At 63.3% G+C, this 13,747-nt stretch carries 16 protein-coding genes; 7 read left to right on the top strand and 9 right to left on the bottom strand.

The window, feature by feature from the left end; all coding sequences use genetic code 11:
• Window positions 1-121: 121 nt before the first annotated feature.
• Window positions 122-2,464 (bottom strand): DNA topoisomerase IV subunit A, encoded by a 2,343-nt coding sequence (locus ACOI1H_RS19305; protein ID WP_422439462.1) that lies wholly within the window; start codon window positions 2,462-2,464, stop codon window positions 122-124.
• Between the two features lie 150 nt (window positions 2,465-2,614).
• On the opposite strand from ACOI1H_RS19305, the gene ACOI1H_RS19300 reads away from it, so the two are divergent.
• From ACOI1H_RS19300 to ACOI1H_RS19275, 6 genes are all read left to right on the top strand, one after another.
• Window positions 2,615-3,175 carry an SH3 domain-containing protein gene (locus ACOI1H_RS19300; protein ID WP_422439461.1) on the top strand — a complete coding sequence of 187 codons (561 nt, stop codon included), beginning with the start codon at window positions 2,615-2,617 and terminating at the stop codon, window positions 3,173-3,175.
• Window positions 3,176-3,214: 39 nt separating this feature from the next.
• Complete coding sequence (locus ACOI1H_RS19295; RefSeq protein ID WP_422439460.1) at window positions 3,215-4,039, top strand: SDR family NAD(P)-dependent oxidoreductase; 825 nt, start codon at window positions 3,215-3,217, stop codon at window positions 4,037-4,039.
• A gap of 59 nt (window positions 4,040-4,098) precedes the next feature.
• On the top strand, window positions 4,099-4,299 hold the full coding sequence (locus ACOI1H_RS19290; RefSeq protein ID WP_422439459.1) for a twin transmembrane helix small protein: 201 nt from the start codon (window positions 4,099-4,101) through the stop codon (window positions 4,297-4,299).
• 3 nt (window positions 4,300-4,302) lie between these two features.
• Window positions 4,303-4,875 (top strand): cob(I)yrinic acid a,c-diamide adenosyltransferase, encoded by a 573-nt coding sequence (locus tag ACOI1H_RS19285; RefSeq protein WP_422439458.1) that lies wholly within the window; start codon window positions 4,303-4,305, stop codon window positions 4,873-4,875.
• A 129-nt stretch (window positions 4,876-5,004) separates the two neighbouring features.
• Complete coding sequence (locus ACOI1H_RS19280) at window positions 5,005-5,763, top strand: electron transfer flavoprotein subunit beta/FixA family protein (protein WP_422439457.1); 759 nt, start codon at window positions 5,005-5,007, stop codon at window positions 5,761-5,763.
• Window positions 5,763-6,689, top strand: a complete 927-nt coding sequence (locus ACOI1H_RS19275) for an electron transfer flavoprotein subunit alpha/FixB family protein (protein WP_422439456.1) — start codon at window positions 5,763-5,765, stop codon at window positions 6,687-6,689. The genes ACOI1H_RS19280 and ACOI1H_RS19275 overlap by 1 nt, the downstream gene beginning before the upstream one ends.
• A gap of 53 nt (window positions 6,690-6,742) precedes the next feature.
• Here the strand turns inward: ACOI1H_RS19275 and ACOI1H_RS19270 are convergent, their stop codons facing one another.
• Window positions 6,743-7,591, bottom strand: coding sequence for a DUF6473 family protein (locus ACOI1H_RS19270; RefSeq protein ID WP_422439455.1), 849 nt, complete (start codon window positions 7,589-7,591; stop codon window positions 6,743-6,745).
• Window positions 7,592-7,757: 166 nt separating this feature from the next.
• On the opposite strand from ACOI1H_RS19270, the gene ACOI1H_RS19265 reads away from it, so the two are divergent.
• Window positions 7,758-8,633 carry a 3-hydroxybutyryl-CoA dehydrogenase gene (locus ACOI1H_RS19265; RefSeq protein ID WP_422439454.1) on the top strand — a complete coding sequence of 292 codons (876 nt, stop codon included), beginning with the start codon at window positions 7,758-7,760 and terminating at the stop codon, window positions 8,631-8,633.
• Here the strand turns inward: ACOI1H_RS19265 and ACOI1H_RS19260 are convergent.
• The 7 genes from ACOI1H_RS19260 to ACOI1H_RS19230 form a co-directional block, all read right to left on the bottom strand.
• Entirely contained in the window at window positions 8,600-9,511 is a 912-nt protein-coding gene (locus ACOI1H_RS19260; RefSeq protein WP_422439453.1) for a lysophospholipid acyltransferase family protein, read from the bottom strand. The genes ACOI1H_RS19265 and ACOI1H_RS19260 overlap by 34 nt on opposite strands.
• Complete coding sequence (locus tag ACOI1H_RS19255) at window positions 9,486-9,755, bottom strand: HPr family phosphocarrier protein (RefSeq protein WP_422439452.1); 270 nt, start codon at window positions 9,753-9,755, stop codon at window positions 9,486-9,488. Before ACOI1H_RS19255 ends, ACOI1H_RS19260 begins: the two co-directional genes overlap by 26 nt.
• 2 nt (window positions 9,756-9,757) lie before the next feature.
• The gene (locus tag ACOI1H_RS19250; RefSeq protein WP_422439451.1) at window positions 9,758-10,150 is read right to left on the bottom strand and encodes a PTS sugar transporter subunit IIA; all 393 of its coding nucleotides are present in this window, start codon (window positions 10,148-10,150) and stop codon (window positions 9,758-9,760) included.
• Window positions 10,147-11,070, bottom strand: coding sequence for an RNase adapter RapZ (gene rapZ / locus ACOI1H_RS19245; RefSeq protein WP_422439450.1), 924 nt, complete (start codon window positions 11,068-11,070; stop codon window positions 10,147-10,149). Before rapZ ends, ACOI1H_RS19250 begins: the two co-directional genes overlap by 4 nt.
• On the bottom strand, window positions 11,063-11,509 hold the full coding sequence (locus tag ACOI1H_RS19240) for an HPr kinase/phosphorylase (protein WP_422439449.1): 447 nt from the start codon (window positions 11,507-11,509) through the stop codon (window positions 11,063-11,065). Before ACOI1H_RS19240 ends, rapZ begins: the two co-directional genes overlap by 8 nt.
• A 3-nt stretch (window positions 11,510-11,512) precedes the next feature.
• Window positions 11,513-13,246, bottom strand: a complete 1,734-nt coding sequence (locus ACOI1H_RS19235; RefSeq protein ID WP_422439448.1) for a sensor histidine kinase — start codon at window positions 13,244-13,246, stop codon at window positions 11,513-11,515.
• A 2-nt stretch (window positions 13,247-13,248) separates the two neighbouring features.
• Window positions 13,249-13,747: winged helix-turn-helix domain-containing protein (locus ACOI1H_RS19230; RefSeq protein WP_422439447.1), on the bottom strand; the 499-nt coding region annotated here is incomplete at its 5' end.

Below are 13,747 nucleotides of genomic sequence, written 5' to 3'. Positions count from 1 at the left end.
CGGCCCCCTGTAAAAATGCGGGGCCATCCTGACCCCGTTTGAAGCATCGCGGGCGATGTATGGCGGATCAGGGGGGAAATCAACCCACCATATGCGCAGGCCCGCTGACCGTCCGGTGTGCCTATTCGAAGCGGTTGCTTTTGGGGAATCCATGCGGCGCGCGCTTGCCGACACCGCCACGGGCGGCCTTCCATTCGGTCAGGTCGGTTTCGGTGCGGGTCTTGCCGCCGCCCATCGTCCAGGACAGGCCCTGCGTCCAGTAGAAGGTCGCCACGTCACCAAGGCCCCCATCCAGTTCAAGCGTCCCCTGACGACCAAACACCTTCTTGTACTTCTGCAACCGCACACCCTTGCCGCGGCCCATTTCGGGCAATTCGTCCAGCGCGAAGACGATGAAGCGGCCATTCTCGCTGACCACCGCCACATGGTCGCCCGCGACACGACGCACGACCTTGGCCAAGGTGTCCTTCACGTTCAGCACCTGCTTCCCGGCGCGGGTCTGGGCGATGACGTCGTCCTCCGGCACGACGAAGCCGTCGCCTTCGGACGATGCGACCAGCAGACGGCCGCCAGGACGGTGGATCAGGATGTCGATGATCTGCGCCTCGTTCGGCAGGTCCACCATCAGGCGCAACGGTTCGCCCATGCCGCGCCCACCCGGCAGGGTGCTGGCCTGCAAGGTATAGAACCGACCGTTCGAGGCGAAGACCAGCAGCTTGTCCGTCGTCTCGGCATGGAAGGCAAAGCGCGGGCTGTCACCGTCCTTGAATTTCATGTCGCGGTCGAGGGGGACATGCCCGGTCATGGTCCTGATCCAGCCCATCTGCGAACAGACGACGGTGATCGGCTCCCGCGCGATCATCGCCTCGAGCGGGACGTCGGCAACCTCGCCCGCCTCTGCGAACGTCGTGCGTCGGGCACCACCGGGGCTGTCCTTCCCGAACTGCTTGCGGGTCTCGCGCAACTGTTCCGCGATGCGCTTCCATTGCAGGCCGTCGTCGTCAAGCAGGTCCTCGATCCCGGCGCGTTCCTCCATCAAGGCATCACGCTCGGCGAGCAGCTCCAGCTCCTCCAGGCGGCGCAGGGACCGCAGGCGCATGTTCAGGATCGCTTCGGCCTGCACTTCGGACAGGCTGACCTCGGAGTCGGTCCCGTCCCTGAGCGGAGACACGTAGTCCTTTTCGTTGACGGCACGGACGTGGTCCTGCGCCCAATCCTCGGCCATCAAGGCGCGTTTCGGGTCGTCATCATATCGGATGATGTCGATCAGCCGGTCGAGGTTCAGGAAGGCGATAATGAACCCTTCGAGAACCTCCAACCGGTGGTCGATCTTTTCCAGCCGGAACTGCGACCGGCGCAGCAGCACGTCGCGGCGGTGGTCGAGGAAGGCGCGCAGCACCTCCTTGACGCTGCACACCTTCGGCGTCAGCCCGTCGATCAGCACGTTCAGGTTCAGGCTGAACCGGATTTCAAGATCGGAATTGCGAAACAGCATCCCCATCAGAACCTCGGGATCGACGGTCTTGGCGCGCGGTTCCAGCACGATGCGCACGTCTTCCGCGGATTCGTCGCGCACGTCGGCCAGCAGCGGGACCTTCTTGGTCTGCACGATCTCGGCCAGTTTCTCGATCAGGCGCGATTTCGGCACCTGATAGGGAATTTCGGTCACGACGATCTGCCACTGACCGCGGCCCAGATCCTCTACCTCGAACCGCGCGCGCAGGCGGATGCTGCCGCGCCCGGTGCGATAGGATTCGGCGATGGAGTCGGGCTTTTCGACGATCACGCCGCCCGTCGGGAAATCCGGGCCGGGGATGTATTGCATCAGCGTGTCGTCGGCGGCGTTCGGTGACTTGATCAGATGCAGGCAGGCATCGATCAGTTCGTGCAGGTTGTGCGGCGGAATGTTCGTCGCCATGCCGACCGCGATGCCGGACGACCCGTTCGCCAGCAGGTTCGGAAAAGCAGCGGGAAAGACGACCGGCTCTTCCAGCGTGCCGTCGTAGTTCGGGCGGAAGTCGACGGCGTTTTCGGCCAGACCTTCCATCAGTGCCTCTGCGGCGGCGGTCATGCGCGCCTCGGTATAGCGGGCGGCCGCCGGGTTATCGCCGTCGATGTTGCCGAAGTTGCCCTGCCCGTCCACCAGCGGATAGCGGACGTTGAAATCCTGCGCGAGCCGCGCCATCGCGTCGTAGATCGCGGCATCGCCGTGCGGGTGATAGTTGCCCATCACGTCGCCCGAAATTTTGGCCGACTTGCGGAATCCCCCGTTGGACGCGAGCCGCAGTTCGCGCATCGCATAAAGGATGCGGCGATGCACAGGCTTCAGACCGTCACGTGCGTCGGGCAACGCACGATTCATGATCGTCGACAGCGCATAGGTCAGATACCGTTCGCCAATCGCGTGGCGCAGGGTTTCTGTCACGTCATTCGGGTTCGGCAGGTCGGCGGTGTCCTCGGTCATGGGCACGAGCCTTAGCGAAGGCACCCATTCGCGTAAAGACGACAGTGACTGCCGCTGGCGCGAAATTCCCCGCGCAAGGAACACAGAATCACGTTATGGTGTTCCTGCTGCATCTACCAACTTTTTGAAGACTACATCGGGGGCCTTGTCTTGGGCAAATTCATCATCGGTTCCTTCGCCATTCTGGCTTGGACGTTCTACGTCATGTCGGGCGGTGCGAATTTTCAGCCCGAGACGCGGATAGCCGATGCCGAGGCAGCCCAGCCCGAGGTGACGCGCGCCCAGACGGCCGGCCTGATCGACATCTCACCTACGGTGGCACCCGCGACAGTGGCTGAAGCGTCCGCGACGGCATCCGCCACAGAGTCGCCCGCGCAGACCGCCGAACCGGTCGCCATTTCGCTGGAGACCACTCCGGCTTTTTCCGGTGAGACGGCCCGTTCAGCCCCTGTGGCGCCAAACTTCACCTCGCTGTCTGCCCCGGCCCCCGCCGCCGTCGGCAGCCCTGATCTGGCCGCGATCCGCGAAGTCGCGGGCCGTGCGGTAAACATGCGCGAAGGTCCTTCGACCTCGTTCGACGTCATCGACACCTTGCCGCAGGGCACCCAGACAGAGGTCATCGACAGCGACGGTGCAGGCTGGGTGCGGGTGCGTGTTCTGGAGACTGGACAGATCGGCTGGATGGCCGAACGCCTGCTGACCAGCGGCTAGGGACTTGCGTCCCAGCAGCGCGCCCGTCAGACAGCGCGGATGACCCCAAAAAGCGTTCTCATCACCGGATGTTCGTCCGGCATCGGCTACGACGCCGCCCACGGGCTGCGCGCGGCCGGCTGGCGAGTCTTTGCGTCCTGTCGGCAGGCCCTGGATTGCAACCGCCTGCGTGGCGAAGGCTTCGAATCTCCACAGATCGACTATGCCGATCATGACAGCATCACCGCCGGTCTGGCCGAGGTGCTGGCGGCGACCGGCGGCACGCTGGATGCGCTCTATAACAACGGTGCCTTTGCCTGCCCCGGTGCGGTCGAGGACCTGCCTCGTGGCGGGCTGGAGGCGATCTTTCAGACCAATCTGTTCGGTGTGCACGACCTGACGCGGCAGGTAATCCCGGTCATGCGGGCGCAGGGACACGGGCGGATCGTCAACTGCTCTTCCGTTCTGGGGCTGGTCGGCTACAAGTGGCGCGGGGCCTATGTGGCGACGAAATTCGCGCTGGAGGGGTTGACCGACGTGCTGCGGCTGGAAATGCGCGACACTCCGATAAAAATCATCCTGCTGGAACCCGGCCCTATCGCATCACGTATCCGCGAAAACGCGATCCCGCATTTCGAACGCTGGTTTGATCCCAAAGCCTCTGCGCGTGCCGACCAGTATGTCGAGTTGACCAAACGGCTGTACGAAGCCGGCGAGGACCGGTTCCAGTTGCCTGCCTCTGCCGTCACGGCCAAGTTGCGTCATGCGCTCGAACATCCACGCCCCAAGGCCCGCTATTTCATCACGACACCGACCTGGCTGGCGGCAACGATGCGGCGGCTTCTACCGACCTGGGCGCAGGATGCGCTGATTGCGCGCGGCTGACCGGGCTGGCCTTTGGCAACCTCTCTGCTATGTCGCGTCGGACAACATCGGGGAACTTCATGGCCAACGATCCGCTTTTCATTCTTGTGGCAGTTGCCTGCCTTGCCGTTCTGGCGGTTCTGTTGCTGGGCATCGGCAGCTTTGGCAAGGGCGGTGAGTTCAACCGGAAGAACGCCAACAAGATCATGCGCTGGCGGATCGGCCTTCAGGCCGTGGCCATTGCGATGATCCTTCTTTTCGTCTGGCTGCGGGGGGCCTGAATCATGGTCGTGCTGAACAAGATCTACACGCGCACCGGCGACGCCGGTGAAACCGCCTTGGGGAACGGCAGTCGGGTCAAGAAGTATGACGACCGGGTCAACGCCTACGGTACCGTGGACGAGACGAACGCGACCGTCGGTCTGGCCCGTTTGCACGCGACAGGCGACATCGACGCGCAGCTTGCGATGATCCAGAACGACCTGTTCGATCTGGGTGCGGACCTGTGCCGCCCGAACATGGCCGGCGACGCCACGGCGGAATACCCGCCGCTGCGCATGACCGATGCGCAGGTCGACCGCCTGGAAGCCGAGATCGACGCCATGACGCAGGCGGTGGAACCGTTGCGAAGCTTCGTTCTGCCCGGCGGGTCGGCGTTGTCCGCGCATCTGCACCTGTGCCGCACCGTGTCGCGCCGGGCAGAGCGGCTGTGTGTCGCCCTTGCCGCCCATGACGATGTGAACCCCGCCGCACTGAAATACCTCAACCGTCTGTCGGACTGGTTCTTTCAGGCCAGCCGCATCGCCAACGACGACGGCCGCGCCGATGTGTTGTGGGTTCCGGGCAAAAACCGCTGACACGTTAGCGCTAAACGCCGGCCGGCATGTCGCAGGACGCCACGTTCCGGGCGGTTTTGCCCTGTTGCCTTTCGTGTCCGGTTGTTATCTCAACAGTCGAGATTTGGAAAACAACGGGAGTGATGCGCGATGAAGGTACTGGTGCCGGTCAAACGCGTGATCGACTATAACGTGAAGGTTCGCGTCAAGGCGGACGGTTCGGGTGTCGATCTGGCGAATGTGAAGATGTCGATGAACCCCTTCGACGAAATCGCCGTCGAAGAGGCGATCCGCCTGCGTGAAGCGGGCAAGGTCGAGGAGGTCATCGCGGTCTCGATCGGCGTCAAGCAGGCGCAGGAAACACTGCGGACAGCCCTCGCGATGGGAGCCGACCGCGCAATCCTCGTCGTCGCCGCCGACGATGTGCATACAGACATCGAACCGCTGGCCGTCGCCAAGATCCTCAAGGCGATCGTGGACGAGGAACAGCCGGGCCTCGTGATCTGCGGCAAGCAGGCCATCGACAACGACATGAACGCGACGGGTCAGATGCTGGCCGCCCTGCTGGGCTGGAGCCAGGCCACCTTTGCGTCCGAAGTCGGCATTGACGGCGACCACGCCACCGTGACGCGCGAAGTCGACGGCGGATTGCAGACCATCAAGGTCAAGATGCCGACCATCGTGACTGTGGACCTGCGCCTGAACGAACCGCGTTACGCGTCGCTGCCGAACATCATGAAGGCGAAGAAGAAGCCGCTGGATGAAAAGACGCCCGCCGATTACGGCGTTGACGTCACCCCGCGCCTGACGGTTCAGAAAACGACGGAACCGGCGACACGCGCGGCCGGCATCATCGTGAAGTCGGTCGACGAACTGGTCGAGAAACTCAAGGAAGCGGGGGCTGTGTGATGGCTGTACTACTGATTGGTGAAGTCACAGACGGTGCTCTGAACGCCGATGCGACCGGCAAGGCCGTGGCCGCCGTGCAATCTCTGGGTGACGTGACGGTGCTGTGCGCCGGGGCCAATGCCTCTGCCGCCGCGGCCGAAGCGGCGAAGATCGACGGCGTGGCAAAAGTGCTGTGCGCCGAGGATGCCGCATTGGGTCACCGTCTGGCGGAACCGACCGCTGACCTGATCGTGAAGCTGGCGGGCGATTACAGTCACATAGCGGCACCGGGGACCACCGACGCCAAGAACGTGATGCCCCGCGTGGCGGCCTTGCTGGACTGCCAGATCATCTCGGAGGTCACCGCCGTCATCAATGCCGACACCTTCGAGCGTCCGATCTATGCGGGCAATGCGGTCCAGACGGTGCAATCGTCGGACAGCACCAAGGTGATGACGATCCGCACCGCGGGCTTCGACGCCGCCGGGATGAACGGGTCCGCCACGGTCGAAAACATCGACGCAGTCGGCGCTGCCGGCCTGTCCGAGTGGATCGAGGACAAGGTCGCCGCCTCTGACCGGCCGGAACTGACCAGCGCAGGCATTGTCGTTTCCGGCGGGCGGGGCATCGGATCCGAAGAGGACTTTGCGATGATCGAAAAGCTGGCCGACAAGCTGGGGGCCGCGGTCGGTGCCTCCCGCGCGGCGGTCGATTCGGGATACGCGCCGAACGATTTGCAGGTCGGTCAGACCGGCAAGGTCGTGGCACCTGACCTGTATATCGCCGTCGGCATCTCTGGCGCGATCCAGCACCTTGCAGGCATGAAGGATTCCAAGATCATCGTCGCGATCAACAAGGACGAGGAGGCCCCGATCTTTCAGGTGGCCGACTTCGGCCTTGTCGCCGACCTGTTCACCGCGATCCCGGAGCTGACCGAAAAACTCTGACCGGGATGGACGACAATTCTGAAAGGCGCGCCGTCGCTGCGCGCCTTTTTGCGTCAGGCCGCCTGTTGCAGTATCCGCATCAGGGCAGGCACGAGCTTTGCCGCTGCCTCCTGATGGCAGCCAATACCCATCATCTCTGACGCGGCCTTGGCCTGAACCGGCGAATGATACATGCCCTTCGTGCCCATCGACAGCGCGATCTCGGACGGTCGCGCCTCGACCACGTCAAGGACCTGCGGGCGCAACTGGTCGACCATGCCGGCAGTCACGAACAGAGGGTCGGCCGACAGGCCGTTGGGGCGCGCATCCCACGGCGCATCCGTCAGCGGTTCCCGCGAGAACCAGAGCAGCACGGTGCGCGGACCGATCTGGTTCAGCATGTTGCGCATCCGCGCGACCCACGCCTCTCTCAGTTCGGACACGACGATGTCGAAGCGTTCCGGCGACTTGGCGTGCAGCATCGTCAGCATGTGGCGGGTAAACGTGAAGTCTGCGAAGTCCACATCCGAAAAGATCGCCTGCATGACCGTCGAGGCGCGCAGGAACCGGTCATTGCGGCGGGGATGCACGGAGTAGAAGCGGTTCGACAGGTAGTTCGCCCCCATCACCTGGACGACCGTCACGTCGGCGTCGTGGCAGGTCGCCATGATCGTCGGGTCGTTGACGAAGGCATCGACACCGCCATTCACGCAGCCCAGGTTGACGCAGGTCCACCCGATGTCACGTTCGACCAGCGCAGGAAGCGGTCTGTCGATGAACTTGCCAAAGGTTTCCGTCCCGCCGATGAACGTGATGTAGGGACTGTCCAACCGCCGTTTCGGGCCCCGAAAGAAAATGCGTGACAAGCCATAGCGGCAAGGCGCGTAGTGGAGTCCGGCCCCATCGATTTCATCATGCTTCATTCACTTCACCACAGATCGTTTATGCTTCCACAAGGTGGAGATTCGCGGATTCGCATTTCGATTTCGCTAAACTGGGCATTTGATGCGGATTTTAGTGACCTCGGGCGCTTGCTGGCCCTGCCGGTCAACGCCTATGCTGCGGCCAGTCAGGCAAAGGATCAGTGACATGGCAATCGAACGGGTCGGTATCGTGGGTGCCGGGCAGATGGGCAATGGCATCGCGCATGTCTTTGCCGTCGCTGGCTACGACGTCCTGCTGACCGACGTCAGCCAGGATGCGCTGGACAAGGCTGTCGCCCTGATCGACCGCAACCTGACCCGGCAGGTCAGCCGCGACATGATCGATGAGGCCACGAAAGCCGCGGCGATGAAGCGCATCGTCACGACGCAGAAGCTGACCGATCTGGGCGACACCGACCTGATCATCGAGGCTGCGACAGAGCGCGAGACGATCAAGCAGGCCATCTTCGAAGACCTCATCCCGCACCTGAAGCCCGATACGATCCTCACGTCAAACACTTCCTCGATTTCCATCACGCGGCTGGCGTCGCGCACCGACCGTCCGGAACGGTTCATGGGCTTCCATTTCATGAACCCGGTGCCGATCATGCAGCTTGTCGAACTGATCCGCGGGATCGCGACGGACGAGCCCACGTTTCGCGCCTGCGAAGCCGTCGTCGAACGGCTGGGCAAGACCTCGACCGCGTCAGAGGATTTCCCCGCCTTCATCGTCAATCGCATCCTGATGCCGATGATCAACGAAGCGATCTATACGCTTTACGAAGGCGTCGGATCGGTCCAATCGATCGACACCTCTTTAAAACTCGGCGCAAATCACCCGATGGGGCCGCTGGAGTTGGCGGATTTCATCGGGCTGGATACCTGCCTTGCGATCATGAACGTACTGCACGACGGGCTGGCGGACACGAAATATCGCCCCTGTCCCCTGCTGACCAAATACGTGGAGGCCGGCTGGCTGGGCCGAAAGTCGCAGCGCGGCTTCTACGACTATCGCGGCGACGTGCCGGTTCCGACCCGCTGACCCAAGGCCAGTGTCTGTGCCCGCAGCCAGGTCATCAAGGCGCGCGGGTCCGACATACGTGGCTGCAACGCGTCATACGGGATGGCGTCACCGATCACCGGAGCAAAGTCGCTGTTTCGCGTCCGCGCGACCTCGTGCAACAAAAGGCTTTGGCGCAACAGCGGAGAGATGCAGTTGGCAATCTGATAGGCCCGTGAATTTGCACCCGGAAAGAAGCACGGCACGACCGTCGCCTGCGACGTGCGGATTAGCTTGGCGGTAAAGACGTTCCACTCTGCCTCCTCGACCGCTGCGAACATGCCTGGCGCGTTTGCCACGACACCCGACGGAAACAGCGCTACAAGGCCCTGTCGCGCCAGATAATCCATCGCGGCACGGCGCATCTCGATCATCCGGGTCTGCGCGTCGGGCTGGTGGGGGAACGGCACCGGAATCATGAACTTCGATGCCTCGGGATCGAGAGAGGTCAGAAGCGACCGGGTCAGGATGCGGTAATCCAGCCTGCGTCGTCCGATCACCTCGGCCAGCACCATGCCGTCGACCATGCCGTGCGGATGGTTCGCGACCAGAATGACCGGCCCCGCTGCAGGGATGCGGCCGATCTGGTCGGCGGGTGTCGTGACGTGGATGCCCTGCGCGGCAAGGGTCGCGCCCCAGAACGCCTGCCCCCGCGCCAGTCCCGCCCGTTCATACGCGCGTACCATGCGGATGATCGTGGCCTTGCCGGTCATCCATTCCACGGCGCGGATGAAGGCCTGACGGCCGGGCGAATCGAAGGATGACGCATAGCTGAGCGAACGACGGTCGTAGACCTTCGGGGCATCGGGGGGCGCGTCCGACGCGCCGCCTGCTTCAGTCACCTTCGCCGAATTTGTCATCGACCAAAGCCGCAATGGCGTCCTTCAGGGTTTCGGCCTCGCGGCCATGGGTCTCGACCTCGATATAGGTGCCCTTCGTCGCGGCCAGCATCAGCAGGCCCATGATGCTGTCGCCGCCGGCCTGCATCCCGTCCTTGCTGACCACAGCCGTGGCATCGTGCGCTTCCACGACCTCGACCAGCTTGGCCGACGCGCGGGCATGCAGTCCCTTGATGTTGCGGATCAGAAGGCGAGCATGGGCCATGGTCACTGTGGCCCCACGATATGAGAGTTGATATAGCGATGCGCCGCGTCGATCGCCGCCGTCACCGCTTCCGGCACGGTTTTGTTGCGCGATTTCGCAAGCTTGATCAGCATCGGCAGATTGGCCCCATACAGGATTCGACGGTTCTCGGGGCTGCAGGCGCGCAGGCTCAGGTTGCTGGGTGAGCCGCCGAACATGTCGGTCACGATCACGACACCGTTTCCTACGTCGACGGCGTCGGCCGCATCGCAGATCTCGGCCTGCTTCACGCTGCGGTCATCGTCGGGCGCGATGGAAATGGCACAGATACCCGGTTGCCTGCCCACGACGTGTTCCACGGCCGACAGGTATTCCCGCGCCAGATTGCCATGCGCCACGATGACGATTCCGATCAAGCGCCCAGTCCCCGCTCTCCGCCGGGTCCTGTCCCGTCGCGGCGTTCCAATTCCCTGTGGCGACTAGATACGGGCCAGCCGTCCTGCGCAAGGGACGACGCCAGCCTTTCCGCGAGAACGACAGACCTGTGCTGCCCGCCCGTACAGCCGAACCCGATCGACAGATGCGCCCGACCTTCGTCCTTGTGCCCCGGCAACACCAGATCGACCAGCCCCTTGATCTGGTCAAGGAACGGATCGAACCGTGGATCGGCTGCAACATGGGCGGCAACGTCGGCGTCACGCCCGTCGCGCGGCCGCAACTGCGGGTCCCAATGCGGATTGCGCAGGAACCGACAATCAAAGACCATGTCCAGACCGCGTGGCAGGCCCCTCTTGTAGGAAAATGAATGCACCGACACGCCCAGCACCTTGCCGCGACCGCGCGCGAACAACCGCTCGATCTCTGACCGCAGGCCATGCGGCGACAGATCGGAGGTGTCGATCAGTACATCCGCGCGTGATCGGATCGGCGCAAGCAGTTCCTTCTCTGACGAGATGCCCGCCAGCGGCGGGCCAGCGGGGGCCAGCGGATGATGGCGGCGGGTTTCGGAGTATCGACGGATCAGCGTGTCATTGTCCGCATCCAGAAAGACGACCTGCGCTGCATGGCCAATCGCGCGGGTCAGGCCGTCAATCGCCTCGATCAAGGCGTTTGTGCTGAAATCCCGATTGCGCACGTCAAGGCCCAGCGCCAAGGGGCCGGTCGTCGTGCCATCCAGAAGGCGCGGCAGCAGCGACAGCGGCAGGTTGTCGATGACTTCGAACCCCAGATCCTCCAGTGCGTTGATCGCCGTCGATCGGCCCGCCCCTGACGGGCCGGTGACCAGCAGGATCCGGGGACCAATCAGGTCATCGGCCAAGGCGGTATGGTCAATCATCACTCTGTCGGGCCCGTTCGTCTGCAAGGCCCGCGCGCAAGTATTGCAGAAGGGCTGGTGCAAAGCTTACGCCAGCGGGGCGGTAAATCAAAGGCAGGTCGCATCCCAAGACCGTGACGGTCCGTCGCGGGGGCAGCCGGTCTTCGGTCGCGACGTCAAGGTCGACGACGCAGGCCAAGGCGGTCGGACCTGCAACCGCCGCCCGCAGCAATCCCAGCCCCCGCGCCTCGATCAGACCGGACAGGACGGGCGGACAACTGGCAAGGATGTGGTCGCCCCGGCGGGTCAACTGGACCCGGTCGTCCGCGATCAGGACCGCGCCGACGGCCATCAGATCCAGCGCCAGCGCGGACTTCCCCGCGCCCGATGGCCCGCGGATCAGGACACCCCGCCCCGCGAAGGCGACAGCTGTGGCATGGACCGTATCCGAGCCGGTCATGGGTCAGACCGGCAGGCCCACGACAAAGCGCGCGCCCAGCGGGTCAGACGTAACGTCGGCATCTGTGGGCCGGATGTTTTCCGCCCAGATCACGCCACCGTGTGCTTCCACGATCTGCTTGCTGATCGCCAGACCCAGACCGGAATTGTTGCCGAACTGACCTTCCGGCCGTTCGGAATAGAAGCGTTTGAAGATCTTGGTCAGCGCCCCGTCTGGGATGCCGGGGCCGGTATCCTCGACCACGATCAGAATCCTGTTCTCGCGACGACGGGCCCAGACGCGGATCGCGTCACCTTCTTCGCAGAACGAAATGGCATTGGTGATCAGGTTGACGAAGACCTGCGCCAGCCGCCCCTCGAGCCCCTGTACCATGATCGCCTGATCCGGCAGGTCGGAAATGTATTCGATTCCGTTCGCCTCTGCCTCGCGTCCGAGGAATTCGTTCAGGTTGCCCAGCGTCTTGAGCAGGTCGAAGGTTTCCTCTTCTTCCTTGACCAGTTCGGAATCGAGTCGCGATGCGTTCGAGATGTCGCTGACTAGGCGATCGAGCCGCCGGACATCATGTTCGATCACCTCCAGCAGCTTTTCGCGGTGGTCGTCCTTCTTGACGATCCGCAGCGACCCGACCGCCGACCGCAATGATGCGAGCGGGTTCTTGATCTCGTGAGCCACATCGGCGGCAAACTGTTCGTTCCCTTCGATCCGTTCGTAAAGCGCCTGTACCATTCCACGCAACGCTCCTGACAGGCGTCCGATCTCGTCCGGGCGGCCGGTCAGATCAGGGATTCGCACCCGCGTCGGTGACATCTTGCGGGCATTCTTGTCACGTCCAAGCTCTGCTGCGGCAGCAAGGTCCGCAAGCGGATTCGCGATGGTGGAGGCAAGGACGAGGCTGAGGATCACGCTGACGACGATGCTGACCAGAAACAGACGCAGGACCTGTTCACGTTCTCTGCTGACCAGATCGTCAAGCTCTCCCGCAGCGCTCGTAATCGACACGACGCCGACGGCGCGACCATCCTGTTCGATCGGCGTCGCGACGATGAAATTCGTACCCTCCTCCGTCTGTCGCGTCCGCACATCGATGCCGTTCTGCATGATCGCGGCCACATCGGCCGGGCCAAGCGTCAAGGCGGCAGGTTCGTCGCTCTGACCTGACGGCACGAGGTCACGCAGCGCCGACCAGGCACGCGACAGGGCGTCGGTGATGTATGTCCTGCCGTTCTCACGTTGCAGCGTGTCGACCGTGGACCCGTTCGGCTGTCCGGTTGCCGAAGCCAGCAATTGGCCTGTCGGACTGTAAATGTCGACCTCGATCCCGCCGCGCAGGGTCATCCCCTGTAGCGTTTGCGCCACGTCGATGCCGTCGCCGCTGACCAGATCGACCGGTGCCGTCAACGGCATCCGCGCTTCCAGGATGTTCGCGATCAACTCCGCTTCGTTCACGAGGCCGTTCGCACGCTGGTAGGCCAGATTATCCCGCGAGGGATTCAGGTAAAGGACGCCTGACACCAGCAGGATCATCGCGAGAAGATTGAACGTGATGATCTTGCGGGCAATCGGTGACGAACGCAGGTTGATCAGCCGGCGCGCCTTGCGCCGCTGCATCAGTTCGCGCTCGCCAAGAGACTGTGGCGAGACCCAGTCGTCGCCAAGCACGAGATCAGGCTCATTCCGTGCGGCGCGCCGCACGGAGTTCAGGTCGCGCACATCGATGTGGCGGGCCGCGTCGGTCATCGTCAAGCTTCGTTATACCGATAGCCGATACCGTAAAGCGTTTCGATCGCCGAGAATTCATCGTCGGCTTGACGCATCTTCTTGCGCAGCCGTTTGATGTGGCTGTCGATGGTCCGGTCATCGACGTAAATCTGGTCATCGTAGGCGACGTCCATCAACTGATCGCGTGACTTGACGAATCCGGGACGCTGGGCCAGCGCCTGCAGCAGCAGGAACTCCGTCACGGTCAGGGACACATCGTTGCCCCTCCACTTCACCGCGTGGCGCAACGGGTCCATCGTCAATTCGCCGCGGACCATGACCTTGTTGTCCTCGGTCTCTTCGACCACCTCTCCGCCGATGACGTCCTGCCGTCGCAGCAGGGCACGGATACGTTCGACCAGCAGCCGCTGGCTGAACGGCTTCTTGACGTAGTCGTCGGCCCCCATGCGCAATCCCAGCACCTCGTCGATCTCATCGTCCTTGGACGTGAGGAAGATCACCGGCATCGAAGTCTTCTGT

Source organism: Loktanella sp. DJP18 (assembly GCF_049310965.1).
In the GTDB taxonomy this organism is placed as follows: Bacteria; Pseudomonadota; Alphaproteobacteria; order Rhodobacterales; family Rhodobacteraceae; genus Loktanella.
The sequence above is the reverse complement of the archived record's forward strand: the minus strand, read 5'-3'. Positions and strand labels throughout refer to the sequence as shown.

Bases quoted from the DNA above. Each gene is read 5' to 3' on its own strand.
- ACOI1H_RS19305 (WP_422439462.1), bottom strand. From the start codon at position 2,464: ATGACCGAGGACACCGCCGACCTGCCGAACCCGAATGACGTGACAGAA.
- ACOI1H_RS19295 (WP_422439460.1), top strand. From the start codon at position 3,215: ATGACCCCAAAAAGCGTTCTCATCACCGGATGTTCGTCCGGCATCGGC.
- ACOI1H_RS19290 (WP_422439459.1), top strand. From the start codon at position 4,099: ATGGCCAACGATCCGCTTTTCATTCTTGTGGCAGTTGCCTGCCTTGCC.
- ACOI1H_RS19285 (WP_422439458.1), top strand. From the start codon at position 4,303: ATGGTCGTGCTGAACAAGATCTACACGCGCACCGGCGACGCCGGTGAA.
- ACOI1H_RS19280 (WP_422439457.1), top strand. From the start codon at position 5,005: ATGAAGGTACTGGTGCCGGTCAAACGCGTGATCGACTATAACGTGAAG.
- ACOI1H_RS19275 (WP_422439456.1), top strand. From the start codon at position 5,763: ATGGCTGTACTACTGATTGGTGAAGTCACAGACGGTGCTCTGAACGCC.
- ACOI1H_RS19270 (WP_422439455.1), bottom strand. From the start codon at position 7,591: ATGAAGCATGATGAAATCGATGGGGCCGGACTCCACTACGCGCCTTGC.
- ACOI1H_RS19265 (WP_422439454.1), top strand. From the start codon at position 7,758: ATGGCAATCGAACGGGTCGGTATCGTGGGTGCCGGGCAGATGGGCAAT.
- ACOI1H_RS19260 (WP_422439453.1), bottom strand. From the start codon at position 9,511: ATGACAAATTCGGCGAAGGTGACTGAAGCAGGCGGCGCGTCGGACGCG.
- ACOI1H_RS19255 (WP_422439452.1), bottom strand. From the start codon at position 9,755: ATGGCCCATGCTCGCCTTCTGATCCGCAACATCAAGGGACTGCATGCC.
- rapZ (WP_422439450.1), bottom strand. From the start codon at position 11,070: ATGATTGACCATACCGCCTTGGCCGATGACCTGATTGGTCCCCGGATC.
- ACOI1H_RS19240 (WP_422439449.1), bottom strand. From the start codon at position 11,509: ATGACCGGCTCGGATACGGTCCATGCCACAGCTGTCGCCTTCGCGGGG.
- ACOI1H_RS19235 (WP_422439448.1), bottom strand. From the start codon at position 13,246: ATGACCGACGCGGCCCGCCACATCGATGTGCGCGACCTGAACTCCGTG.